At 62.6% G+C, this 24,025-nt stretch carries 21 protein-coding genes; 9 read left to right on the forward strand and 12 right to left on the reverse strand.

Annotated elements, in window-relative coordinates; genetic code table 11:
• The first annotated feature begins 73 nt into the window (after positions 1 to 73).
• Positions 74 to 703 (forward strand): hypothetical protein, encoded by a 630-nt coding sequence (locus QMC96_07055; GenBank protein ID MDI6876512.1) that lies wholly within the window; start codon positions 74 to 76, stop codon positions 701 to 703.
• A gap of 507 nt (positions 704 to 1,210) precedes the next feature.
• On the opposite strand, the gene QMC96_07060 is transcribed toward QMC96_07055, so the two are convergent.
• The 5 genes from QMC96_07060 to QMC96_07080 form a co-directional block, all read right to left on the reverse strand.
• On the reverse strand, positions 1,211 to 1,399 hold the full coding sequence (locus tag QMC96_07060; GenBank protein MDI6876513.1) for a hypothetical protein: 189 nt from the start codon (positions 1,397 to 1,399) through the stop codon (positions 1,211 to 1,213).
• 252 nt (positions 1,400 to 1,651) lie between these two features.
• Positions 1,652 to 1,906: a hypothetical protein gene (locus QMC96_07065; GenBank protein ID MDI6876514.1), complete on the reverse strand. Its 255-nt coding sequence runs from the start codon at positions 1,904 to 1,906 to the stop codon at positions 1,652 to 1,654.
• Positions 1,907 to 2,013: 107 nt separating this feature from the next.
• Complete coding sequence (locus tag QMC96_07070) at positions 2,014 to 2,793, reverse strand: protein phosphatase 2C domain-containing protein (protein ID MDI6876515.1); 780 nt, start codon at positions 2,791 to 2,793, stop codon at positions 2,014 to 2,016.
• Positions 2,794 to 2,823: 30 nt separating this feature from the next.
• The gene (locus tag QMC96_07075) at positions 2,824 to 4,665 is read right to left on the reverse strand and encodes a phosphoesterase (GenBank protein MDI6876516.1); all 1,842 of its coding nucleotides are present in this window, start codon (positions 4,663 to 4,665) and stop codon (positions 2,824 to 2,826) included.
• A gap of 2 nt (positions 4,666 to 4,667) precedes the next feature.
• Positions 4,668 to 5,882, reverse strand: coding sequence for a TrkA C-terminal domain-containing protein (locus QMC96_07080; GenBank protein MDI6876517.1), 1,215 nt, complete (start codon positions 5,880 to 5,882; stop codon positions 4,668 to 4,670).
• Between the two features lie 98 nt (positions 5,883 to 5,980).
• Between QMC96_07080 and QMC96_07085 the strand changes: the two genes are divergently transcribed.
• Positions 5,981 to 6,214: a hypothetical protein gene (locus QMC96_07085; protein MDI6876518.1), complete on the forward strand. Its 234-nt coding sequence runs from the start codon at positions 5,981 to 5,983 to the stop codon at positions 6,212 to 6,214.
• Between the two features lie 737 nt (positions 6,215 to 6,951).
• Here QMC96_07085 and QMC96_07090 read toward each other — a convergent pair.
• From QMC96_07090 to QMC96_07115, 6 genes are all read right to left on the reverse strand, one after another.
• Complete coding sequence (locus QMC96_07090; protein MDI6876519.1) at positions 6,952 to 7,824, reverse strand: hypothetical protein; 873 nt, start codon at positions 7,822 to 7,824, stop codon at positions 6,952 to 6,954.
• 919 nt (positions 7,825 to 8,743) lie between these two features.
• Positions 8,744 to 9,943 carry a magnesium transporter gene (locus QMC96_07095; protein MDI6876520.1) on the reverse strand — a complete coding sequence of 400 codons (1,200 nt, stop codon included), beginning with the start codon at positions 9,941 to 9,943 and terminating at the stop codon, positions 8,744 to 8,746.
• Positions 9,944 to 9,966: 23 nt separating this feature from the next.
• Complete coding sequence (rnz, locus tag QMC96_07100; protein MDI6876521.1) at positions 9,967 to 10,914, reverse strand: ribonuclease Z; 948 nt, start codon at positions 10,912 to 10,914, stop codon at positions 9,967 to 9,969.
• Positions 10,902 to 11,678, reverse strand: coding sequence for a sugar phosphate isomerase/epimerase family protein (locus QMC96_07105; protein MDI6876522.1), 777 nt, complete (start codon positions 11,676 to 11,678; stop codon positions 10,902 to 10,904). Before QMC96_07105 ends, rnz begins: the two co-directional genes overlap by 13 nt.
• Positions 11,679 to 12,224 (reverse strand): AAA family ATPase, encoded by a 546-nt coding sequence (locus QMC96_07110; protein MDI6876523.1) that lies wholly within the window; start codon positions 12,222 to 12,224, stop codon positions 11,679 to 11,681.
• The gene (locus QMC96_07115) at positions 12,184 to 12,906 is read right to left on the reverse strand and encodes an anaerobic ribonucleoside-triphosphate reductase activating protein (GenBank protein ID MDI6876524.1); all 723 of its coding nucleotides are present in this window, start codon (positions 12,904 to 12,906) and stop codon (positions 12,184 to 12,186) included. The genes QMC96_07110 and QMC96_07115 overlap by 41 nt, the downstream gene beginning before the upstream one ends.
• Before the next feature lie 474 nt (positions 12,907 to 13,380).
• Here QMC96_07115 and thiC point away from each other — a divergent pair, with 474 nt between their 5' ends.
• The 7 genes from thiC to QMC96_07150 all read left to right on the forward strand — a co-directional run bounded on the left by thiC (position 13,381) and on the right by QMC96_07150 (position 21,693).
• Positions 13,381 to 14,655, forward strand: a complete 1,275-nt coding sequence (thiC, locus tag QMC96_07120) for a phosphomethylpyrimidine synthase ThiC (GenBank protein ID MDI6876525.1) — start codon at positions 13,381 to 13,383, stop codon at positions 14,653 to 14,655.
• A 503-nt stretch (positions 14,656 to 15,158) separates the two neighbouring features.
• A complete protein-coding gene (locus QMC96_07125) occupies positions 15,159 to 15,740 on the forward strand; it encodes a 5-formyltetrahydrofolate cyclo-ligase (GenBank protein ID MDI6876526.1) in 582 nt (193 codons plus the stop codon).
• Between the two features lie 84 nt (positions 15,741 to 15,824).
• Positions 15,825 to 18,260 carry a CDC48 family AAA ATPase gene (locus tag QMC96_07130; GenBank protein MDI6876527.1) on the forward strand — a complete coding sequence of 812 codons (2,436 nt, stop codon included), beginning with the start codon at positions 15,825 to 15,827 and terminating at the stop codon, positions 18,258 to 18,260.
• Between the two features lie 6 nt (positions 18,261 to 18,266).
• A complete protein-coding gene (locus tag QMC96_07135; protein MDI6876528.1) occupies positions 18,267 to 18,668 on the forward strand; it encodes an Hsp20/alpha crystallin family protein in 402 nt (133 codons plus the stop codon).
• Positions 18,669 to 18,754: 86 nt separating this feature from the next.
• Complete coding sequence (gene fbp, locus QMC96_07140; GenBank protein MDI6876529.1) at positions 18,755 to 19,852, forward strand: fructose-1,6-bisphosphate aldolase/phosphatase; 1,098 nt, start codon at positions 18,755 to 18,757, stop codon at positions 19,850 to 19,852.
• 1,231 nt (positions 19,853 to 21,083) lie between these two features.
• Positions 21,084 to 21,320 (forward strand): ribonucleoprotein, encoded by a 237-nt coding sequence (locus QMC96_07145; protein MDI6876530.1) that lies wholly within the window; start codon positions 21,084 to 21,086, stop codon positions 21,318 to 21,320.
• A gap of 7 nt (positions 21,321 to 21,327) precedes the next feature.
• Entirely contained in the window at positions 21,328 to 21,693 is a 366-nt protein-coding gene (locus tag QMC96_07150) for a MarR family transcriptional regulator (GenBank protein ID MDI6876531.1), read from the forward strand.
• Between the two features lie 59 nt (positions 21,694 to 21,752).
• Here QMC96_07150 and QMC96_07155 read toward each other — a convergent pair whose 3' ends face one another.
• On the reverse strand, positions 21,753 to 23,414 hold the full coding sequence (locus QMC96_07155; protein MDI6876532.1) for a PQQ-binding-like beta-propeller repeat protein: 1,662 nt from the start codon (positions 23,412 to 23,414) through the stop codon (positions 21,753 to 21,755).
• Between the last annotated feature and the right edge of the window lie 611 nt (positions 23,415 to 24,025).

Genomic DNA, 24,025 nt, shown 5'->3' on the forward strand with positions numbered 1-24,025 from the left:
TCCATCTATAATCCATGCGAAGATGGCATGCACTATCGGAAGGGATTTATCTGAATTTTCGCCATAATATGGCGTGGATAAACGGGATCTCCTCTTTCTCGCCGCGGGGGTGGCGTTTGTCGTTGCCCTCTCCCTTCTTCTGCATCCGCCGGCGGTTCAGCCTCCTGCCGGGGACATCCCGCCGCCGGCGGCGCCCACCCCCCCGCTGTCACCCCCGCCGGCACCGCCTGAGGCGACCCGCCCCGAAGTCGCCCCGCAACGGATCGTCTACACCGAGAGACCCCACCAGTATACGGTGTACCTGCTGCCTGCCGACATCGCCTCGTACGGGAATTCCGATCCCCCCTGGGTTTACCGGAACGTCACGACGTTCGCTGTCATGGAAGGATCCCGGGGAGGAGTCACGGAGCGGTTTGCGGTTCCCTATCCGCTGTGGAGGATCAACTGCTCCGTCGCAGCCGAGAGGACCCCGCAGTACGCCCGCTTTCAGGTGGCCCTCATGGACGCGGAGACGGGATCGCTGGTGGATGCCCTGGAGATGCGGTATCCCGGCAGCAGCACGCGGATCATCCGTGAGCACAGCCGGGAGTTCTACCTGATCGTCGGCGCCAGCCAGATCGACCGCTTCACCATCGCACTGGAAGTGCCCGACGACTGGACCGGCGCTCCCGTATCCGGATGCACGGGAATACGGTGCGGCTGAAATCCTCGCGCTGCTGAGGATGGTTGCGCTACTCCCGCACCCGGGTACGGTTCCCCGCCGCGGATCCTCTCCGTCAGGGGGGACACAGGGCGGGGCGCGGATCCGGACGCGAGCGGTCTCTGTAGGGGAGGCTTCGGCCGCCGCGGACGTTCGGGAGAGTTCTCCTCCCGCCGTCGATGCGGCAGGCCCGGGAATCCTTTCCATCGCGGAGACGTGACCGTCGCCGTCTGAAGCGAGGAGTCCTCGCACCGCGGGAAGACGGTGAAGCCCCGCTCCCGATCGCTCTCTCGGGGAGGGCGCCCCCGTGCAGGGGCGATCGCGTGCGGGGACGATCGGGTGGGGGCGGGAGAGCGGGAAGAAGGCTGCCGTTATCAGGATGATCCTCTCGCGGCAGGGAGTACGGGGCGGGGCGCGAGGTTGCGATTCTGACGGCGGAAAGGCTCATGGATGCAGAGCCGGGCGGTGCAGGATGCGCCCTCGAAGGCGTAGTTACGTCTCTGCGGGCGATCAGAGCCTCTCCACCGTAACCTTGACCCGATCCCCGGCCTTGAAACCGTGCCCCTTGGGGAGATCGATGTTGAACCAGGGGACCGCGGGATCGTCCTGCGTCTTGTCCTGGGACATCAGGCAGTCCTTGCTCTCGTTGATGTTGGCGACGAAATCGATAGTGCCGACAATCTCGACTCTTTTCTCCACGGCAATTCACCTCGAACTGTATGCGACCGGACTGCCCGCCGCCGCGGACGTCCTCTGCAGGATAGAAAAGACGCAGAAAGAGATAAACATGTAGGTCCTGCGGGTAGCCGACGGGCGGGAATCTTACGGCGCCGCTTCAGGCCGCTGCCCCGATTCACGTGCTCCGCGGGGCGGGAGAATGCGGGGAGGGGGGTTGGGAGCGATACCACTAACCCGAAAGGCACGCCATCTGGCACGGGGGACGGGAGGCCCCTACCCCAGGGCCTTGTTGGTGACCATCCATGTGGTGCTGTTGGAGTAGCTCCATTTGATGATGTTCAGCTCCTCGCAGACCTCCGCCAGAATCCCCATGTTAGTCCCCACCTCTTTGGGGGAGAGCCCCAGGTCCCGTGCGATATACTTGGACTTGAAGAAATGATTTCCCCGTTTCAGGCCCTGACTGAGGTAGTATACGATCTTCCTCTGGGTCTCGTTGTACTTCTCTCGGATTCTCCGGGTCGACGGCACGCAGCCCCACCTCGATTGTTGCTAAATTCTATCCAGTTCGAATATATATATCTAGCGATATTATCGCAGCAAGACGCATTTACGTTTTCATTCGTTCTGCAAATCCATTAGCCGGCCCGCCCGGGTGGCTGCTGCCGCCCGGGCCTGTACACCACGACCGTCACGTTATCCTGCGTGACTCCGAGGGCATTCTTCAGCAGGTCGTGCACGATGGCGGAGCAGTCGCCCCTCGACGCAGCCGACACGAGCACCGCATCCTCCACGTAATCGTGGATCCCGTCGCTGGTGAGAAGGAGAGTCCCTCCCGCGGCAAGGTCGACCTCGTAGAGATCCAGGCCGAAGTCCAGCCCGAGAGCACGGGTCACGATGTGCCGCAGGGGATGCCGCCTCGCCGTCTCCGGCGAAATCTCGCCGCGATCCACGAGCTCCCGCACGAGGGAGTGGTCCTTCGTCACAAACGCGATCCCCCTGCCGATCACGTAGGCGCGGGAATCCCCGGTATTGGCAATCACGGCGGTGCCCTCTCTCGCCAGGGCGGTGACGAGCGTCGTCCCCATGCCTTCCCGCCCGCTCGTGGCCTCTTCCAGGATCTTCCGGTGAGCCTCGCGGTAGGCTCCGGTGAGGAGCAAGCGGATGGCGGGTGCATCCATCCCCTCCTGATAGGAGTCTTCCATCACGGCGCGGACCACGTCCACCGCAATCCGCGCAGCCTCTTCTCCGGCGGAATGCCCGCCCAGACCGTCGGCGACCGCGAGGAGCGAGGCATCCTTCAGGGAAAGAACGAGCATCGCGTCCTCGTTCTGCGGTCTTCCTCCCGCGTGGCTGCCCCCGCAGGCATGGTCGGTTGCGACGAAGCGGAACCTCTGCGTATGGATGCGGTGAACCATGGAACCCCCGACTCCGGGGATGCGATTCCCTCAGCTGCCGAGGGGGGCTTTCCCGATCTTCTCGATCAGCCCCTTCAGCACCGCATCCCGCATCCCTTCCACGAACTTGATGCTGCCAACCACCAGGTGACCCCCGCCGGAGACTCCCCCGCCCGAGATCTCGGTGCGGAGTTCGCGCACCATCTTCGGGATGTTCATCATCACACCCCGGGAGCGGAGCACGGCGAAGTCCGGCCCGAAACCGATGGTGACCACCGGCTCGCCGGCATGCTGCTGCACCAGGCGGTCGTGCACCTCGCCGGAAGTCTTCCCCGGCGGCGGGAAGGTGAACTTGTGCGCGTGGATCTCCACGTCCAGCAGGAAGAGACGGGCTCCATTCGGGAGCACCTCCGAACGGACATGAGGCATCGTGGCTTCCAGCTGATCCTCGATGGCGGCATTCGCCGCGGCCGTGAGCAGCTCCACCAGTTTCCGATGCCGCAGGGTGTTGCCATTCAGGTTCAGGATGTCCTTTATCAGTTCCCGCCCGTCGTTGAACCGCAGCCAGAATTGTTCGTAGTCGAGGGCGAGAGCGATATCCCTGCAGAGCTCCTCGGTGTACTCCTCCTCTACGAGGGCCAGGTACCATGCCCGCTCGGGAGCCTCGCTGCGATCGCCGACGGCGGCAACGGCCGGCAGATGGCGGATGAGAGGGTCCACCGCGGGATTGATCATGCGGGCGATCTCGGTGCCCAGCATCCCCGAGGTGATGCCAAAATCCCCGCCGACATGGTAGGGGTTGACGTGCGCCTGCAGATACTGGTCGATCACGGCATCGGGATGGTGGTGGTCCACCACGACCACGGGCAGCCCGTAGACCTGCGCAATCTTCAGGGAGGGTTCGTCCTCTTCGGTGGAGCCGTTGTCCGTGAGCAGGATCATCGGGAGTTTCTGGCCGAAGCGGGCGAAGTCCTTCAGGGCTCCGTCGAGGTCGCGGGTGATGTCCTCGATCTCGTAGAAGGGCGCTTTCGAGGGAGCCCGCCGGAACAGAAAATAATCCGAATCGAAGTCCCCGCCGCACTCGCGTATGAGCGCAACCACCGCCTGCTCGATGGCGACCGCCGAGCAGATCCCGTCGGCGTCGGCATGGTGGCGGAGGAGGATGGGCTGGGCCTCGAAGACCGCTTTGCGGATCAGTTTCGCCACCTTCCGCATCTGGGGACGGAGTCGATCCAGGATCTCGCTCTCGATCAAAAAGGGCATGTCCTGCGGTTCCGCCCGCCGATCGAGAGCCTGCTCAATCTGCTCTTTCAGGTTCCTGGCATCCTCCCCGGTGAGCGTGGACAGGGATGAGACCTCCACCTGCAGCTGGTTGTTCCGCTGCATCACCTCCCCGACGATAGACACCCCTTCGCCGAGCTGCACCTCCGGGTAAGCCCTGACACCGGCCTCGACGAATGCGGCCGCATTCACCGTACCGTAGCCATCCACGAGGGTGAAGATGGTCGGTCCGCTGGTCTGCTTGATCTGGGCGACCTCCCCCTCGATGTAGACGGTCCGCCCGATCTTCTTCCCGAGCTCCGAGAGTTTCACGGGGGCGGAAGTCCGTTTGACCACCTCCACGCGGTACTCGGGGAGGATCACTTCCTCGAGGTCGATGTTCCCGTTGCTGCGGATGGTGAGCACCTTCACGAGCACCTGATCCCTCTCGGCGTGCCGCGTCCTGACGTTGCTCTTGTGGATCAATCCCTTCGTGCGGTCGTTGAGCTGCACGAAGGTGCCGAAGTTTGCAAATCCCTGCACCCGTGCTACGTAGGTCTTGCCCACCTCCACATCCTCGAGCCCGCAGGCGGGGCAGAGGCGGTATACAATCGTATTCGTATCTTGCGCCATGATTACTGTTCTCCGCATTCCACAGGGACCACCTCTCGCTCTCCCGAGAGCTGCAGCAGCCTGCACTCGCCATCCCGCCGCCCCTTGGCAATGATGACATCCCCGCCCTCCAGCCTCGTCCGCTTGCCGGGGCGGTAGGTCCAGCGGTCCCCTCTCTTGATGGCAAGGACCACCATTCCCGTGACTGTCCCGAGGGATGCCTCCTGGAGGGTTCTCCCCGCCAGCAGAGAATCCGCCCGGATCTCCACGCGGGAGATGATCTCGTCGGACTCCCGCACGATCTTCCGGAAGAGCGGAGGTATCTCGATGTCCCGCAGGATCACATCGGCGATGGCATGTGCAGCATCGCCAATCGCCTCGGCAAACGAGGTCATGTAGAGGAGCCCGCGCAGATATTCCACGTCTGCTATCCTCCTCGCGGACTCCAGCACCCAGAGATCCAGCTGGTAGCGCATCCCGTGCATCCTGTCGGCGAGTGTGGCGACCTCGTTTGCCACCTCCTTGCTGTTGAACAGGAGGGAGGTATAGGCAAGACCGACGGCAAGCTCGCTCAGGTTCTTCATCTCCACGATGAGCCGCACCGCCCGATCGAGGTCGTCGACATCGCCCGTGCTTTCGCGTTCGCGCCAGGCGTCCATTGCACCGCCGGCCATCTCGTGCAGAAGCGCCACTCCGCCTTCCAGACCCTTGGCGATGAGGATGTCGCCGCCGCAGATCTCCGAATTCTTGTCGGGGTCGAAGAACCAGCCGTATCCCCTGCGGATGGCGATCACGCGCATTCCGGTGCGGCTCTGGAGCCTGAGTTCGCCCAGGGTATGCCTGTCGAGGGCGCTCCCCGGGTTGACGATGACGCGGATGGTCACCTCCTCCGCCTCGGGGAGCGCCTGCTTGATCTTGGCGGGGAACCGGATATCACGGAGCACGATCTGGGCGATCTGAGATGCCGAGTTGGAGATCCGCTCGGCAGCCTCGGCGACCTGCAGCATCCCACTCATCCACTCCGCCTCCTCGAGGCGCCGGGCGCCCAGGATGCTCGTGATCCGGGCCTGGTACACCATCTCGTTCATCGACTCCTCGAGGTGCACCACCTCCCGGGCTATCTCTTTGTTCTCGAACAGTATCGCAGAATAAGAGAGATCGACCATCAATTCCGAGATGTCTTTCATCTCGATCAGAACATCTTTGAAGCTTCGGGGTTGATAATCGCGTTCCACCATAGGTCGCTTTTCACTTCGTCTCACATACGTATGACCATGTAACACTATATTAGTTTATGTTCAGGCACGGAGAACGCCCTGGCCGCAGGGATACCCGCATGAATGCGGTCGATGTCAGGCTCTTACCGCCGCCGATCGAGGGGCTCATCCTCCTGCCGCTGTTCCCAGGCCGGTTTACCGCTCGGGAGACTGTGGACGATGAAGGACCGCCAGCCCGGCGGTTCACCGTGAATTCATCCTCCAACACGCACGGATCCGCGGACGATCCGAGGAGGATCGGTCATGCCTTCTTTACCGGGATCCGATGCGACCCGGGCATAGAGGTTGCATGACCGAACGGTGCGATCTGAAACGGTTTCGGCCGGGTATCCCGGAGAGGGGGCAAACCGCGGTTCAGGCCACCGTGTGAAAGAAGGCCCATGGAGGCTTCATCCCGAGGGGATGGGGGGACAGGGGAGAGATCCCCGCGGGATCCGAATGCAGCCTCGGTGAAGCCGGCGGGGGGAGGGGCCCTTCCCTTCCAGCAGGATTCCCCTTCCTTCGTGCGGCAGGCTCTGGGAGGGGAGACCGCAGGCTATCACCGCAGATGGATGAAACGATGTTTGCAACAGGATCGAGCCCGGGCCTTCGGGATTGGCGAAGCTCGCGGCGGAGTATACGGATCCCGTCGTGCACGACAGGGACAGGGCGGGTGGCATTGCCCGGATCCTCCTTCCCGTGCATCGTATCGGGGGTTGCGCACCCCGCCACTCCGCGATACCCTCTCCCCCTGTGACAGCGATACGGCCTGTGCCGGGATACTCTCTCCTGTATTCCGTGGCCGAAGGGCGGACAACACCTGCCCATCCTCCCGCCGCGCTGATCGAAGAGACGGGGGGTGCGAGACTCGAAGAAGTTCTGCCGGTGATGCGGGCATTCCCGGAGCCTTCCGGGATCCGGTTATTCGTGGAGCGGGGAGTCTCGCCCTGTCCGGAGAACGATGAGCGATGCGGGTACCCCTGCCGAAGACGAAAAAAGGGGGCAGGGCCATGCAGCGATTCTCAGATATCCTGGGATATCCTGTATTCCGTCACGTGCAGTGGGGCACCCCCAGCTCGCCTTCGTTGTAGTCGTTGATCAGGTCCGCCAGCTCGATGAACCTCTGCCGGACCGCACTGTTCCCCTTCAGCTGAGCAATCTGCGAAGGGGTGTACGTGTTGAACAGAACTGCCGCATCTTCCATCGCATCCTCCACAGCCGGCGGGAGATGCGCACCGCTCAGGACGTTCAACTGGGCGGCGATGAACTGGAACGAGAGGATGTAGTACGCGTTGCCCCGGGGTTCGGTCCACAGCACCTCATAGAAACTCTGGCCGCTCTCGTAGAACAGGGTATCCTCTCCAATGGATGCCCAGGTGCTGTCGTAGGGTGCCGGGCCGTATACAGAGTGCGTCTTCCAGTATCCGGGTGTCCGCGTGCATCCCAGGGGTTCGTTGCAGAAACTTCTCCAGATCGACTTGTGGCATGCATCGCCGCACGGGTCAGGGTTGCAGCCGCAGCACAGGTACGCTGCATGGTAGCCGTAATTGGGCAGGAGTGGAAAAGTCAGCACCCAGCCATTCTGCTGGACTTCGCGGATGTGGTATTCGACAGAGTCCTGAGTGCAGTCGAACTGGATCAGGTAATTGCCAGTCTCGTTCGTGATGTCGTAGGGCTCATTCTCATCCCACATCCCGTTCTTGTTCAGGTCGATGTAGATCTTCCAGCCCTCGAGCCCGGTGCAGGTCTCGCGGGAACAGCAGGTTCCTGCCTCGCAGTAGCCATACTTTGCACCCTTCACGGTGCACTTGCAGCCGTCGGACGGTGTGCATACAGAATCGCCGGCACTGGCGACCCCGACAAACGCCACGGCAACCAGCAAGACCATTGCGAGAATGGTGCCTGCTCTCATCAGCATCTTCATAGCGTTGTTCTCACCTCAACCAGATGGAGTATTCCCTGCCTAGCGAACCTAAGCGGGGGCACGGGGATATACATTGCTTTAACTATTTAATCCTTATTACCGACTAAAAAGTTTAAAATCCATCAGCCTGTATCAAGATTATAAGATAAAATTAATATATAAAACTTGGTTGAACCTGAATCAATGATAATTATGTTGATTCCGTATTTACATCGCCCAATAGGGAGATCCATGCAGACACCACCGGAATAATGTTTTGCGGTCCCAAAGCGCACCGCATTCGTTCAGACCTGAGGCATGGATACTGCGGGGATTTCACCCGATTCCGCCTTACATCCCCGAAACGATCCCCGCATATCTGTCTTTGTCGCAGTGCAATCCTGCCCTCCCCATCCGGTCGGACTGGGTTCATGCGGGTATGCGCACATCGGATTTCCAGCACCTGCCATCAGCAGAGACCGGCAGAACCCGGCTCTGGTGCATGCAAGGGGCTTCAGAACTCATTTTCTTCCTGTTCTGCAGCCCTGAAGTATCCATCTCGCTGCTCAGGGCACGACTTTCCAGGGAGTGCTCGCGGCTGAAGGGGAATGAGCGCGCAGGAAGACATGTGCCGATCTGTCAGACCGATTATGCCTTCGTCTCTCCCCCTCTCGAACGGCCGGAATCCACGGCATGGATGCACAACTGCTCGCACGGGACCTGATCGCCTGCGCATCGGATGCACCATCGGATCTCTCTCATCCCGGAGTACATCCGCCTCTTTTCGGTCGGCGAGCCTGTCCGCAGCCTTTGCCTGCAGTCTCGACTCGTGCGAAGGTAACAAATACCGGCAACTCCTCCGCTTCCTCGAACTGTGCGATCGGAGCCCGCCTTTCCTCGGGATAAAATCGCAATTTCGGGACAGAGGACCGGACAGGAATCAGCCGAGCACAATGGCGATCATCGTCGTCAATACCAGCGCTCCAATCACATCAATCGTGGTTGTGATGATCGGTATCCCGAAACTGTCCGGATCCAGATCGTGCAGGAAGGAGAGGCTGGCAACCAGGTAAGCGATGGCACTTGTCAGGGCCATGACTGCCACTCCCGCGGACATGCTGATCCCCACCAGCAGGAGCGCGCCGGGCGATCCCATCCCAAACACCCCGGCAGCGATGTGGACGGTGAATCCGAGGAACGGGAGCAGTACGACCGCGTACAGAAAAGTGAGGGAGAAGTAAGGAAGAGAGTCCCGCCCCGGCAGGTATGTCGGAGAGATTGTCCCCATGTGGAGTCCCGTCGCGAGCCGCGAACTCATGATGCCTCCAATCGAACCGCAGACCCCCATGAAAGGCGGGATAAGGATGAGCAGCGCTGCAGAGGTGGTCAGCTGCTCCGCCTCCGTGCTGTAGACAGCACCCGCGATGATGCCAAGGAAGGCGAGCAGGGGTAAGAGCATGAGACTTTCCCGAAAGATCGAGCGGATGCGGTCTGTTGTCCGCGAAGTGTAGGCCACGAGGAGAATGGCCAGTATGAGAATGGCAATTCCGCAGGCGACCCGGATCTCCATTGGAATCCGGAGAACGCCGAGTGCGGTGATGAGCAGGATCGGAACCGTCACCAGATCCCCGATCGCTGTCACCGATGGAGCCCCGATCATGTCCAGATCGAGACCATACCAGTAGCTGGCGGCGGATATGACCAGGGTGAACAGGATCAGGAGAGATCCTGACAGGATCCCGCTGAAGACGGATATCAGCGTGAAATCCAGGGGAGTGAGACCGTGGATCCCCATGAGTCCGGCCGTTCCACTCGCCATGAGTCCGAGAAGAAGGGAGATGACCAGGGTGATGATGATGGCTGCCCGAATATTGTCCCCCAGCACACTCTCTTCTGCAAGTTTGATTTCAAACTCGCCAAGGTGCATGGACGATGCCAGGCGGGAGACGAGTGCGCCGGATATATTCCCCCGCATGTCTATCGATGGCGGCACCAGCAGCAGCAGGCCGGGGAGCATCGCGATGAGCTCGTTGACGGAACCTAGGGATATTCCTGCACCGATTTCGGCCAGGGAAGCGATCAGAAGTGCGATCAGCCCGGTAAGAAGATATCCGATGCGGCGGCCTATGCCCTCGATCATCGGAATCACTCTCGCCTGCCATATCAGCTCCTGAAGGATATCTCCAGCACGGTCAGATCGGGCGGCGCGATCACTTCCCCGTCGAACTTCTTGCGCGCATCGCGGATGTGGGTTGCCGGATTCGTGTACCGGGAGCTGATGTGCACGAGCGCAAGCCTCTGCACGTTCAGATGCGCCGCCGCCTCCCCGGCCTCGCCAGCGGTGGAGTGGAATACCTCGATCGCCCGCTCCCGCTCGGCATCGTCGAACGTGGCGTCGTGGATGAGGAGATCCGCCCCCCGTCCCACCGTCTCGATGCTGTGGTGTATGGGCCGCGTGTCGCCCGTATAGATCAGCTTCCTCCCCGGGCGGGGAGGCCCCAGGACATCGTCGGGATGGATCTCTCTCTCCCTGCCGTCCTGCACGATCGTGACCGTCTCCCCCCGCTGGAGCCGCCCGAAGAGCGGTCCCGGAGGCACTCCCAGTTCGATCGCGCGCTCCCGGTTGAACCTCCCGGGGCGGTCGTCTTCTGCGAGGATGTAGCCGAGGCCCGGCATGCCGTGCTGGATTCCGAACGCGGTGACGGAGAACCCCTCGAACGGGACCGTGGATCCGGGAGTCAGCTCCTGCGCAAGGAGGGGGAAGCCCAGCTTGGACCTTCCGATCTGCCGCACCAGCCCCGCGAACTCGTGCACGCCCTCCGGCCCGTAAACGGTGAGCGGCTCCGTCCTGCCCATGAACGAGAGCGTCTCCGTGAGGCCGAAGATCCCCAGGAAATGGTCCGCATGCCAGTGCGTGACGAAGATGCCGTCCACTGAAAACCCGCTGCGGGCCCGCATCATCTGCTGCTGCGCCCCTTCCCCGCAGTCGAAGAGGAGGGTGACAGAGCCCCGCCGCACCATGATGCAGGGCGGGTTCTTGTAGGGGGTGGGGAGTGCCCCCGCCGTCCCCAGGAAGTAGACGTGCAGCGTCTCGCCGGCTATACGAACCACCTCCGGAACATGGACAGGCTCTGGTTCGCTTCTTCCAGGCTCCGCCCCTCCACCACCACCGTTCCCGAGTAGCGGGAGGCGACTGCCCGCCCGACCTCCTTCCAGTCGATGGTGCCTGCGCCCAGGGCCAGATGTTCGTCGCGGCTGCCGTGGTTGTCGTGGATGTGCAGGTGGTGCACGGATCCGAGATGGGCCAGGAACGCCGGTACCCGACCGACCGTGTTCGCGTGCCCCACGTCGAGCGTGATCCCGATTCCCTCCAGATCCTCGGTCATGCCCAGGATCTCCTCCGGGAAGCGGCAGAGGAACTCCCGATATCCTCCCAGGTTCTCCAGGCATGCCAGCACCCCGAACTCCGATGCCGCCCGCCCGATCTCGGCGAGAGCGGACTTTTGCGCTGCCCAGACCTTGTCCGGCACCAGTTTGCCCACGGGGGAGAGGTAGCCGGGGTGAAAGGTCACTGTCGAGGCCCCGAGCCTGTTCGCAGCCTCGATCGTCTTTATCGTCTGGCGGATCGACTCGCGGTAGATGGGGTGGTTCATCGAGGCGATGTTGAGGTCGCTGTAGGGGGCGTGTACGGTCACCTGCAGGGAGGTGCTCCCGATCGTATCCCGGATGCCCCGGAATGTATCCTCATTCAGGAGGCTGTACCTTCCGTCCGAGACGATCTCCCAGCCCCGGTAGCCCATGGGCTCAAGGGCATGCACCCAGTCGCATGACTCCCAGACGCGGGATGAGGCGGAGAAGGCCGGTGTGAGCGGCATTTACGCCCCCTGCAGATTGGACAGCAGCCGGATTACGCTCTCCTCGAACTCCGCCACGGTTCCCTCGTTGCAGACGGTGTAGTCCGCTTCGGCAAGAGCCCTCCCCAGCCCCCAGGCGAGCTCGCGGCGGTCCCGTTCCCGCAGCTCCGCATGGTGGCGGGGATCGTCGCTCCTTCCCCGTCGGCTCAGTCGCTGCGCCCGAATCTCGAACCCGCAGCAGATACCGACCAGCGTGAAGTCCGCACAGTGGCGGCGGAACGTCTCCACCTCCGCGTCCCCTCGGATGCCGTCCACGACCACCCGGTCGGCGTCCAGCCCCGCCAGAAGGGGGAGCGTGCGCTGCGCGATGGCATCCATGCCCTCCTCCCTCCGGAGGCGGTTTGCCATGTCGCCCAGGTTGCGGTCGGTCAGGGGAAGCCCCTCCTCCTCCACCGCAGCCCGGATGACGTCTCCCATGACCACGACGGGGATGCCCATCCCCCGCGCGATCCGCGAGAACTCTCCCTTACCGCTCGCGGGCAATCCAACGACTCCGATCACCTTCATACTCCACCTCGCCTTCTTCCCTCGTGCGGATCTTCACCCGCCGGCCGAGCTGATCGCCGACCCTCTTCATCTCTGCCAGCGTCAGCGGGGCGATGGTTCCGAGGACGCCCTGCTGAAGCACCAGATCCACGCCGTTCGCCTCCCTGGCGATGTACTGGGCCTCGTCTTCGCAGCCCCGGAAGAGGGTGATGACCACCTCGAACTCCGGCAGTTCGCCCTTCTCGTACGCCTGGCGGCAGATGAGGAGCGAGCGCTGCACCTTATCCACGAATTTTCGCTTCAGAAGATTATCATACCTTTCCCAGCGGGTCTTCAGGTCGAGGGCGATCCGGTCGACCAGACGCCGCTCCAGGAGAGCTTCGAGCGTTGCCGGAAACACGCCGTTCGTCTGGACCCCAATTGCAAGGCCCATCTTCCGACAGGCAGACGCCAGCGCCAGCAGGGGGGCTTTCTGGAGGGTGGGCTCCCCCCCCGAGAAGACCACACCGCTCACCAGGAGCCGGGAGGTATGGATCAGGGAGATCACTTCCTCGATGCTGCGGAAGTCCTCGCCGTCCTGGATGGATCGGTTGTGGCAGTAATCGCACCGCACCGGACAGCCCCGCAGGAATACTGTGCAGACCGCTCTCCCCCGCCAATCGACCGTGCTGAGGGGGACAAAACCCCCGAAATTGACCTTCAACCAACCACCGACTCGTGTACTAAGTGGGCAACAGCGGTTTTTAATCTATTGCGTGGGGCGCGGGCATGTCCCGCTCCCGGGGACGGAGCAGATCTCCCGCCGTCCCCCTCCTTCGAAGGGCTCGTGCCCGCCGTGCACCGCCATCCTTCCTCCCCGTTACGAGGCCACGCATCATCGCGCCCGACTGAGATGGCGAGAGGGGAGTTGAGTCTCTCGCCCCTCACCCGCGTCCCGCCGGGATCGCCCTTCGCGATGATGGAAAGGGAGTCATCCTCAGGGACACACCGGGTGCGCATGCGCGAAGCCAGGGGGCGCTGGAGGGGTTGCAGCTTCGTTCCCTCCCTCCTCGAGCCCCACAGGGTAAAAAAAGTTGTCCTAATGCAAATCAAGTTTACTTGATGAGTTAACAAGCCAGATTTAGTCAGGAACAGAAAAACCGAGCCTTTATCAGGTCTTTTCTCCCACCAATACTGCATGGGACTCATTCAGGATGCGCGACGGGGCGTCGTCACGGAGGAGATGCGGCAGGTGGCAAGGGCTGAAGGCGTGACGGAAGATTTCGTGCGGCGAGGCGTCGCCAGCGGCCACATCGTCATCCCCGTATCCCCCTACCGGAATGTCAGAATATGCGGGATCGGCGAGGGGCTCCGCACCAAGGTCAACGCCTCGATCGGCACATCGACAGACATCGTGAACGTGGACATGGAGGTGGAGAAGGCGATCATGGCGGAGCGGGCCGGCGCGGATACGCTGATGGAGCTCTCGACGGGCGGCGACTTCGTGGACATCCGAAAACGGGTGATTGCGGCCACATCCCTCTCCGTCGGCTCTGTTCCCCTCTACCAGGCATTCATCGAGGCGGCGCGGAAGCACGGCGCCGTGGTGCATATGCGGGAGGACGACCTCTTCCGGATCACCGCCGAACAGGCGAAGCTCGGGACCAACTTCATGGCCATCCACACGGGGATCAACTACGAGACGATGAAGCGGCTGCGGAACCAGGGGAGACACGGGGGTCTCGTCTCTCGCGGCGGGGCCTTCATGACCGCCTGGATGATCCACAACGAGAAGGAGAACCCGCTCTACAGCGAGTTCGACTACCTCCTGGAGATCCTGAAAGAGCACGAGGTGACGCTCTCCATGGGGAACGGCATGCGGGCGGGCGCCGTGCACGACGCCACCGACCGGGCGCAGGTCCAGGAGCTGATCATCAACGCCGAGCTCGCCGACAGAGCGCATGCAGAAGGTGTCCAGACGATCGTGGAGGGGCCGGGCCATATCCCGATCGACGAGATCGAGGCGAACGTGATCCTCCAGAAACGGGTGACCAACCGCAAACCCTTCTATATGCTCGGGCCGATCGTGACCGATATCGCGCCCGGTTACGACGACCGCGTCGCCGCCATCGGGGCGTCCCTCGCATCCGCCAATGGCGCCGACTTCATCTGCTACGTCACCCCGAGCGAGCACCTGGCCCTGCCGACGCCTGAGGAGGTCTACGAGGGTGTGATCAGCTCCCGGATCGCCGCCCACGTCGGGGACATGATCAAACTCAGAAGACGGGATGCCGATCTGGAGATGGGGCATGCGCGCCGGGATCTCGACTGGGAGCGGCAGTTCCAGGTGGCGATCAACCCGGAGCACGCCAGAAGGATCCGAAGCGAACGGATGCCCGCCGACACGGATGCCTGCACGATGTGCGGTGACTACTGCGCTCTGAAGATCGTCAACCGCCACTTCACCTTTTAACACCCCTTTTGCATTTCTGCGGTTCCTGGGACATTTCAGAGGACTATTCCGGACGACCGTTGAGGCCCGGGGCAACCCCCCCGATCCTGCACGGGCGGCAGGAATGCGCCAGCGGAGCCAACTCGTAACGGCACGGCGGGGCGATCGCAAACCCGCGGGATCCGATGCCTGACCGGTCGGCACTGGCATCCGCCAGTTTCCCGGGATCCGGCTCTGCAGAATAGCTCCCCGGCAGATTTTCCACCTGTCCCGCGGATGACCCATCGATGATCCGCATTCACCCTTCCCCTCGGTGAGGGGAGGGGGACCGTGCGACAGGCCCGTACCGGAACTGTACATGCCGGGCAGGATGCTCTCTGTCGCACGAAGGGGCAGGAGGAGCGGGGCCCTTCCCCGGAGAACACCCGAGAGCCGAACACAGGCCCTTGGTGAGGATTTCGACAGAGCCCGGGATCCAATATTTTAAGTGGGTATTTCATCAACTATACGTAAATGAGCGGCACATGAGTGTCGATAAGCGGGAGCTGCGGCAGGTGGCGAAGGATCGGAGGCTGAACCTCGCACCGGGGGTGCGCGCGGAGAAGGCGCGGCAGATCCGCACGCACCTCCTCCCCCTTCTCGAAACGCACGATCCCATTCTCACGTACGTCTCCAAAGAGCCGGAGGTGGACACCCGCGAACTCATACAGTGCCTCCTCGCCAGCGGAAAACATATTGTCGTCCCAATCATTGAGCGGCAGACGGTGTCGCTCCGCCTGACCTATCTGGAGCATCTCCATCACCTGGTGGAGAGCACGTTCCACGTGCCCGAACCCATCGGGCACGAGATTCCGGCACGGGCGGAGGACGTCACGGTCGCAGTCATACCTATGCTCGCATTCGATCCCGCCGGGAACCGCCTGGGCTACGGTGCAGGCTACTACGATCGGTTCCTGATCCGTCACCGCAGAGTGGTGAAGATCGGCGTGGCATTCTCCTGCCAGCAGGTGGATGCAATTCCGGCCGATGCAAACGATGTCAGGATGGACTGGATCGTCACCGAGGACGGGGCGATCCGCTGCAACCATTCGGGCGATCCAGAGTAAAATTTATATATTCTAATACACTTACCTTACGTAAATCTCATACCTGTAGACGACGCATACTGAAAGAGAGTGGGAGATCGTACCATGGCCGATACATACGAAGTCACTGTGAAGGAGGCCTTTCACGGGGATGCGGGAAGAGGCATTGCGCGGCTGAGCCTGGACCTGATGAAGGAGATGCGTCTCGTCAGCGGAGACGTGATCGAGATCTCCGGGCGGAAGAAGGCCGCTGCAACGGTCTGGCCCAGCGATCCCGAGGATACCGGAAAGGCCATCCTCCGGATCGACGGCAACATCCGCAGTAATGCAGGGGCAGGGATCGACGACAAAGTGCGCATCCGCAAGACAGAGGCCGGCTACGCCAAGAAGGTCGTCATCCAGCCGACTCAGCCCATACGCCTCGTGGGGGGCGAGCAGTACCTGGGACGCCTCGTGCGCGGGCGGCTGGTCATCGAGGGGCAGACCCTCCGCGTCAACCTCATGGGCAACCCGCTCACCTTCGTGATCTCGAAGGTGATGCCGAAGGGGGTCGCCATCGTCACGGACGATACCGAGGTGGAACTGAAAGAGACCCCCTATGAGCCGGAGAAAGGGAAGAAAGAGATCGGGGACGTGCACTACGAGGACATCGGAGGACTGGACCGCGAGCTCCAGCTCGTCCGCGAGATGATCGAGCTGCCCCTCCGCCACCCGGAGCTCTTCGAGCGGCTGGGGATCGAGCCCCCGAAGGGCGTACTCCTCTTCGGCCCGCCGGGCACGGGCAAGACGCTGATCGCGAAGGCGGTCGCAAACGAGGTGGACGCTCACTTTATCACGCTCTCGGGCCCCGAGATCATGAGCAAGTACTACGGCGAGAGCGAGCAGCGGCTCCGCGAGGTCTTCGAGGAGGCGACCGCGAACGCTCCGGCCATCATCTTCATCGACGAGATCGACGCGATCGCCCCCAAGCGGGAGGAGGTGACCGGCGAGGTGGAGCGCCGCGTGGTCGCCCAGCTCCTCTCCCTGATGGACGGCCTCAAGGCCAGGGGGCAGGTGGTGGTCATCGCCGCAACCAACCTGCCGGACATCATCGATCCCGCCCTGCGGCGCGGCGGGCGGTTCGACCGCGAGATCGAGGTCGGCATTCCGGACAAGCGGGGGCGCCTCCAGATATTCAACATCCACACCCGGGGAGTGCCGCTCGCAGGCGACGTCGATCTGGAGTACTACGCCAACATCACCCATGGATATGTCGGCGCAGACATCGCTCTCCTGGTCAAGGAGGCGGCGATGCATGCCCTGCGGAGGGTGCTGCCCCAGATCAAGATCGAGGAGTCGATCCCCTCCGAGATCATGGACCAGCTGGTCGTCACGCGGGACGACTTCGACGAATCGATGAAGTATGTCGAGCCAAGCGCGATGAGGGAGGTGGCCGTCGAGGTCCCTGACGTGGACTGGAGCGATGTCGGAGGTCTCGAGGAGGTGAAGGCCGAACTGACGGAGGCGGTGGAGTGGCCGCTGAAGTATCCGGACGTCTATGCCCGCCTCCAGACCAAACCCCCGAAGGGCATCCTGCTCTTCGGCCCTCCGGGCACAGGAAAGACCCTGCTTGCCAAGGCAGTGGCGAACGAGAGCGAGGCCAACTTCATCTCGGTGAAAGGCCCGGAGCTCCTCTCGAAGTGGGTGGGCGAGTCCGAGAAGGGCGTGCGTGCGGTCTTCCACCGCGCTCGCCAGGCGGCGCCGTCGATCATCTTCTTCGACGAGATCGACTCTCTCGTGCCCAAACGCGGGCTGTACGTGGGCTCGTCCCATGTGACCGAGAGCGTGGTCTCCCAGGTGCTGACCGAACTGGACGGCATGGAGGAGCTCAAGAACGTGGTGGTGATCGGGGCGACGAACCGCCCCGACATGATCGACGGTGCACTGCTCCGCCCGGGGCGGCTGGACCGGCTCATCTACGTGCCGCCCCCCGACGCGGATGCCCGGCGGAAGATCTTCGAAGTGTACCTGCGGAACGCTGAGCAGATCCTGGGCGGCGATGTCAGCATCGACGAGCTGGTTGGATTGACGGACGGTTATGTGGGCGCCGATATCGCCAACCTGGTGAGAGAGGCCAAACTTTCCGCCATGCGGGAGTTCCTGGCCACCATGGGCGGGCGGCCGGAGTCGGAGAGGATGGATGCGATCGGGAACGTGCGGATTACCCGCCGCCACTTCGAGGAGGCGATGGGAAAGGTGCGGGGCTCCATGGACCGTGAGTCGATCGAGGAGGCCGAACGCCAGGCCTGGGAGATGATCTACAACGCCGAACAGCGCAATGCCCTCGAGGAGGCGGTCGCGATCGTGAAGCGTGCGGAGGGCATGATGAAGGCGCCCGGGCTCCCGGAGGATGTTGCGGCGATGAAGGAACAGCTCCGCCAGAGGGTCTTCGAGCGGCGCAAGGAATGGGTGGAGATCCGCCGCCTCACGAAAGAGCTCGCCGAGAGGCTGGAAAAGGAACAGGAGAAACTTCGAAGACTCGCAACCACGGTCGCCCGGTAAACGGTCATGAACAGCCATTTCGAAAACGACGGCTTCGAAGATCTGCATTCGATCATCGAGGCGCTCTTAAGGCAGGCCGGTATCGGCTCACAGATGCTCCCCGGAGGATTCCGGATCGTCATCATCGGTTCGAAGCCGAAGAGGGTTCCGATGGACAGCACCGAGCCGGGAGCGGAGGTGCACACGATCGGCGATCTCGTGATAGCGGCCGCCGAGGTGCCCGGCGCTCGCCTCGAGGACATCCATCTCGGGCTCACGGGCGGCACGCTCACAATCGTCGCCGAGACGGGAGACCGTACGTTCCGTAAAAGCGTGGACCTGCCCCCGGTCGATGCGGAGTCCATGCGGTGCTCCTGCAGGAACGGCGTGCTCGAGGTGACGTTTCGGAAGGCGGCAGCCCCGGGATGATCCATTTTTACCGCACCTCCCGCCTGATCGCTCTTCCCCGAAATTAGCTATACATATGATGAATACCACTACTAATGTGGTGACGTATGCCCAGGACAACTGTCTCTGTCATCAAAGCGGATATTGGTAGTTTCCCCGGCCATTCCCGCATCCACCCTTCGCTCATGGAGAAGGCGGCGCAGATGCTCAAAGCGGAAGAGGGGAAGCGGATCATCGACTCTTTTGTGACGCACGCCGGTGACGATCTGAACCTGATCATGACCCACACCCGGGGCGAGGACGACGCGGAGATCCACACCCTGGCATGGGACGTCTTCAGCGCCTGTGCCGAGATTGCGAGGGGGATGAAGCTCTACGGGGCGGGCCAGGACCTCCTCTCGACCGCGTTCTCCGGCAACGTGAAGGGCATGGGGCCCGGGGTTGCCGAGATGGAGTTCGAGGAGCGGGGGAGCGACCCGGTGCTGGTCTTCATGGCGGACAAGACCGAGCCGGGAGCCTGGAACTATTTCCTGTACAAAATTTTCGCCGATCCCTTCAACACTCCCGGTCTCGTGATCGATCCCGGGCTGCACAGCGGGTTCATCTTCGAGGTGCACGATGTCGTGGAGAAGCGGAAGATCACGTTCCGCTGCCCCGAGGAGATCTACGACATGCTCGCCTACATCGGTGCGCCCTCGCGCTACGTGATCAAGTACGTGCACCGCAAGGACGGTCTCATCGGGGCTTCGACGAGCACCCAGCGCCTGAACCTGCTGGCCGGCCGCTACGTGGGCAAGGACGACCCTGTCATGATCGTGCGGGCCCAGAGCGGGCTTCCGGCAGTGGGCGAAGTGATCGAGGCCTTCACCAACCCTGTCATCGTGGCCGGCTGGATGCGGGGCTCCCACCATGGACCGTTCATGCCCGTCGGACTCTGCGATGCTAACTGCACGCGGTTCGACGGACCCCCCAGGGTGGTCTGTCTCGGGTTCCAGGTGAGCGACGGGCGGCTGATCGGCCCGGTGGACATGTTCGACGACCCCGGGTTTGACCATGTGCGGCAGAAGGCCAACCGCGTGGCAGACTACCTCCGCTCGCACGGCCCGTTCGAGCCCCATCGCCTCTCCCTGGACGAGATGGAGTACACGACGCTCCCTCAGGTGGAGGCAAAACTCAAGGAGCGGTGGGAGGGCCTGCCCGAATAACACCCCCTTTTCTGCCAGCGGCCGATGCGGGGGCAACCGTATCCCGGATCCCTTTCCTTGCCTTTGCCCGAGACCCGTTCCGTGCCGGGTTCGCACCGAGCGGCACAGACGTTCCTGCGGGAGGCAGGGGATCTGCCGCGCACCGCAGACTCTCGATCAGCGGCGGTGTCGCTCGTCCCGAGAGCAGGGCTGAATCCTGCAGCGGGGTAGCGGTCGGCAACCCCGTGAACGCGTATTTTTGCCGCTCGTTCATAGCCGGTTTCTCAACACACCGCAGGGCGACCCGCCGCCATCCGCCTTTCGGGGCGTACGGGGATTGGCATGGTCGCGATCCGGAATCGGTCCGCGCCTGGCGCAGGAGTGCGCCCTTCTTCCCCATGCAGTGCGATAGAGCCCGGTTCCCTGCAGACCCTCTCATCCGGGCTCGCCGGCTGTCGCCCTCTTCGATCTCTCCGCCCGTTAGTCCTAACAAAGAGAGACTATCTACCCGCTCCATTCCCCCATACGACATTCCGGAAGGAGCGGCCCGGCAACACCCCCGGATTGCAGCGTCTCGGGGATAATGACATACAGCGTTCCTTTCCCGATCCCGACGTCAGCCTGTCGGGATACTGGTTCTGCGCCCTGCATCGCGAGAGATCGAGGCACATCGTCCACCCACTGCACGGACTCCCGACTGTTCTCCACAACCAATCCGCCCGCGAAAGACGTCCGGCCACCGAATTTCCGGCCCTGTCGCACGTTAGGGCTGGCGGGCGCAACCCTGCCGGAACCTCCGCTCCTCCGGCGGGGTATACTGAAGGGCGAGAGGATCCCGGAGAGCCCGGGTCGACTGCGCTGCATCCCGCATGCGACGACGGTCTCCGGGGATCTCCGCCGTTGCCGGGAAGAGAAAGGCAATCCGGGCCGGAATGCGCTACCGGGCCCATGCACAGGAGCAGGGGACGTCACCCCTGCACCGATTGGACGAGGCGGGTCGGAGACGCTGCGCGCATACCGTATTCGCTGTGGACGGAAGGTGCAGAGGCTGGCAGCGAGACATCCCTCCCCCCGCGTGGCCGATCCTGCGTGTGCCCAACGTCCCTGTGCACCCGGGTCGATGCCCGCGCACGCCCGGCGACGGCAGATACGGGGCGGTAACAACAGGAGAACGAAAATGTTCCCCGCCCGCGGGCGTCGAGATTCCTGCAATAGAAAATTTAATCAACTCACACCAACCACATAACCGAAGATGGCGACCAGCATCGTTCTGCCCATAAAGAAGGTATTCGGCCTCGTGGATTCAAAGATTATCGTAGAGATCAAAGACGAGAAGCGGAAACTGCAGGGAAGGCTCGTTGCCGTGGACGAGTACCTGAACATCCACATGGATGAGACGATCGAGTATACCGACAGCCAGAGGGGACGGAACCTGGGCACAGTAGTGATCCGGGGGAACAATATTCTGACAATATCCCCCGTTATCTGAACCTGCCATGGCGGAGCAGAAGACTGTGCCCCTGACAGAGGCCGAGGCGGAGGCGCTCCGGATCATCCAGTCGAAGCCGGAGGGGGTTCTCCAGAGCGAACTCTGGAAACTGCTGGACATCGACAGCAGGAAATGCTCCCGAATCGTCAAGCGGCTCCTGGACGCCGGTCTGATCGAGCGGATCGAGTTCCGCCGGGAAGGCATCAAGACATACGTGCTCCGGGCCCGCAGACAGGCGGTGACGCCGAGGCTGATCATCGCCGGCGGGGAACTGGTGCCCTGCATCGGATGCGAGCGGGAGTGCACGGTCGAGGAGTGCGATCTCCTCGTCGACTGGATGTACCAGCTGGCCATCGAAGAACTCTCGGAGTAGCCCGCTGCCCGTCATCTCTCTCTGCGTTCCTGCGGCGGGGATTCTCGCGCCCGCTCCTTCTATCTCCTTCTCGAAGACGTCTTTCTGGAAGTTCTGCGGAATATGTGCCGAAGGACGATGAATGTGACCATTACTGCGGATACGACCAGGACGCCGACGCCACCCAGCCCGGGCTCCAAAAAGAGGGAATCGAAAAGACCGCGCTCCCCGGAGGCCGCCTGGGATGTCAATCCGAACCTGGCAGACGAGTTATCAGAGACCGCTTCGAAGACGACGTTGCCGAACAGATCGTAGCCCACAAACGTCGTCTCCAGCACCAGCGGAGACCCGTCTCCGCTCCACTCCGCGATGCGTATCCCGGCTATCCCCCCGGGCTGCCTCTCCACCCACTCCGGGGCGGCCGCAATCCGCACCCGAATCGGGCCATCCGGATCCCGGTCGAGATGGGTGACGGCGGACATGTAGGTGTACTCCCCCGGATCCTGGGCTGATCCGCCGGTATACAGGTATTCCTGATGCACTTCCGCCAGGCCGACGGCACGGGCAGCCAGTCTTCCCATCTGTTTCTCGGGCACGGGCTTCACGGCGCTCAGGGAGAAGTAGTACACCCGCTGATCGCCGCTGCCGCTGCCGGCAAACAGATGATGTCCCGAGATGGCAGCACGGGTGATCTCGGGGCCCACCAGCGCGCCGAACGAGGTGGTGGAGACGTAGTTGCCCTCGTTTGTGGTATCGAAGACCCACAGCGGTCTTCCCTCGGCGGTGAATACGTGGATCCGGCTCCCCTCGCAGACCGCTGCCAGATTCCCCTCGGGAGATATGGAGACTGAAGAGATCCGTCTGCTGGCAGCGTACTTCCAGAGAAGCGCTCCCTCCCGATCGAAGAAGTACGCCACGCGGTCCGTCGAACCCGCTCCGACGAGTGAACCGTCAGCCGACATGGCGACACCCGCCACGCTGCCCCCCGTGACGCGCTTCCAGAGAAGTCTTCCCTTGGAGTCAAGGAAGTAGATGGCCCTGTCGTCCGAACCCCCTGCAACATAGCTGCCATTTTCGGATATCGCAGTGCTGATCACGTTGCCCTCTGCCGCATACCGCGCGATCTCTCTCCCTTCCTGGTCGAACACCTGGATGCTCCCATCGTCAAACCCGGCGGCAACACGGTTACCATTGGCTGACACTGCCACGCTGTAGGCGAAGTATCCCGTATTCCTGCTCCACTTCTCCGCTCCCTGCCGGAGAAAGAGGTATACCCTGTCTGCGGCAACGGCGACGTACCTGCCCTCCGGCGAGATCGAGATGCCGTTGACAGGTACGCTCAGCCCCTTCGTCCACTGGACCGTGCCGTTTCCATCCCAGACATAGATCTGGCCGGGGCGGTAGGTTCCCGCTGCCGCCAGGGATCCGTCCGCCGCGATGGATGCTGCCGTGATCCTGTCCACGGTCGCGTACTTCCAGAGAAGGGTTTCGTACAGGGCCGGAGCCTGGTGGAGTTCGATCTCCGTTTCGGTGTCGCTGACGGCAATAGGCGGGGCGGAGCCATCGGTGGCGTTCAGCCCGGTCTCCGCATCCACGGGGAGTTCCTCCTCTTCCTCCTCGACGATGACGGGATAGAGTTCCTCCACCTCGCCGCCCCCATCCGATTCCTGAGCGGCGGCCGGAAGCAGGAGGCACAGGAAGAAGAGAACGATGATGCTGAGTCGGATCGGATCGCAGCCCATGGCACGAGAATATGGGCGACAAATCTATTTAAACCAGCACGAGCCGGTACTCCGCGGGGATGCCGTTGCCTCCTCCCGGCGGCGCTCTTGCGGTGCCGCAAGGCGGGGTGCGACATGCGCTGGCACGCTTCTCGCGCAAAGGATGTCGGGAATCTGGGGTCGAATTCATGTCTTTTCCATCCGTTCTCCTCTGCCGGGATAGGAAGAGCGGGATCGGCGTATCTCTGTAGCCTTTCCCCGCCGGTTCCGCCATTCGTACGCTCCGAAGGGGTATCCCGTGCCGTGCCAGTCCAGCCCGAGCGTCGATGGAAATGGCCATCCCGATCCTGCCACGGAGGGGGGTGGCTGCGGGGGAATCAGGTTCCTGCAGAGGTATCCTCTCCCGAAGCGCCAAACGGGCGCAGCATGCGATCTCCAACGCCCGCCGCCCCCTATCCCGCTCTTCCCGCATGAAATGGGAGCGGACGCTGCCGCATGCGAACGGACGCATCGCGCCGTGGAGAGATTGCCCGCCGGGGGGGAAGAGATCCAGGTACGCTGGCTGCTGGGGTTCCCCGACCAATGCATCGGCGTCGGTAAAAGCCGAACGGAAAGACGGTCCTTTTCAGAAA

Source organism: Methanomicrobiales archaeon, assembly GCA_030019205.1.
In the GTDB taxonomy this organism is placed as follows: Archaea; Halobacteriota; Methanomicrobia; order Methanomicrobiales; family JACTUA01; genus JASEFH01.

Excerpts from the sequence above, each read along its gene's own strand:
- QMC96_07105 (MDI6876522.1), bottom strand. The coding sequence starts at position 11,678 with ATGCCGCTCACACCGGCCTTCTCCGCCTCATCCCGCGTCTGGGAGTCA.
- QMC96_07075 (MDI6876516.1), bottom strand. The coding sequence starts at position 4,665 with ATGGCGCAAGATACGAATACGATTGTATACCGCCTCTGCCCCGCCTGC.
- QMC96_07155 (MDI6876532.1), bottom strand. The coding sequence starts at position 23,414 with ATGGGCTGCGATCCGATCCGACTCAGCATCATCGTTCTCTTCTTCCTG.
- QMC96_07090 (MDI6876519.1), bottom strand. The coding sequence starts at position 7,824 with ATGAAGATGCTGATGAGAGCAGGCACCATTCTCGCAATGGTCTTGCTG.
- QMC96_07135 (MDI6876528.1), top strand. The coding sequence starts at position 18,267 with ATGAACAGCCATTTCGAAAACGACGGCTTCGAAGATCTGCATTCGATC.
- QMC96_07070 (MDI6876515.1), bottom strand. The coding sequence starts at position 2,793 with ATGGTTCACCGCATCCATACGCAGAGGTTCCGCTTCGTCGCAACCGAC.
- QMC96_07085 (MDI6876518.1), top strand. The coding sequence starts at position 5,981 with ATGAATGCGGTCGATGTCAGGCTCTTACCGCCGCCGATCGAGGGGCTC.
- QMC96_07095 (MDI6876520.1), bottom strand. The coding sequence starts at position 9,943 with ATGATCGAGGGCATAGGCCGCCGCATCGGATATCTTCTTACCGGGCTG.
- QMC96_07125 (MDI6876526.1), top strand. The coding sequence starts at position 15,159 with ATGAGTGTCGATAAGCGGGAGCTGCGGCAGGTGGCGAAGGATCGGAGG.
- thiC (MDI6876525.1), top strand. The coding sequence starts at position 13,381 with ATGGGACTCATTCAGGATGCGCGACGGGGCGTCGTCACGGAGGAGATG.
- QMC96_07110 (MDI6876523.1), bottom strand. The coding sequence starts at position 12,224 with ATGAAGGTGATCGGAGTCGTTGGATTGCCCGCGAGCGGTAAGGGAGAG.
- QMC96_07080 (MDI6876517.1), bottom strand. The coding sequence starts at position 5,882 with ATGGTGGAACGCGATTATCAACCCCGAAGCTTCAAAGATGTTCTGATC.
- fbp (MDI6876529.1), top strand. The coding sequence starts at position 18,755 with ATGCCCAGGACAACTGTCTCTGTCATCAAAGCGGATATTGGTAGTTTC.
- QMC96_07130 (MDI6876527.1), top strand. The coding sequence starts at position 15,825 with ATGGCCGATACATACGAAGTCACTGTGAAGGAGGCCTTTCACGGGGAT.
- QMC96_07145 (MDI6876530.1), top strand. The coding sequence starts at position 21,084 with ATGGCGACCAGCATCGTTCTGCCCATAAAGAAGGTATTCGGCCTCGTG.
- QMC96_07150 (MDI6876531.1), top strand. The coding sequence starts at position 21,328 with ATGGCGGAGCAGAAGACTGTGCCCCTGACAGAGGCCGAGGCGGAGGCG.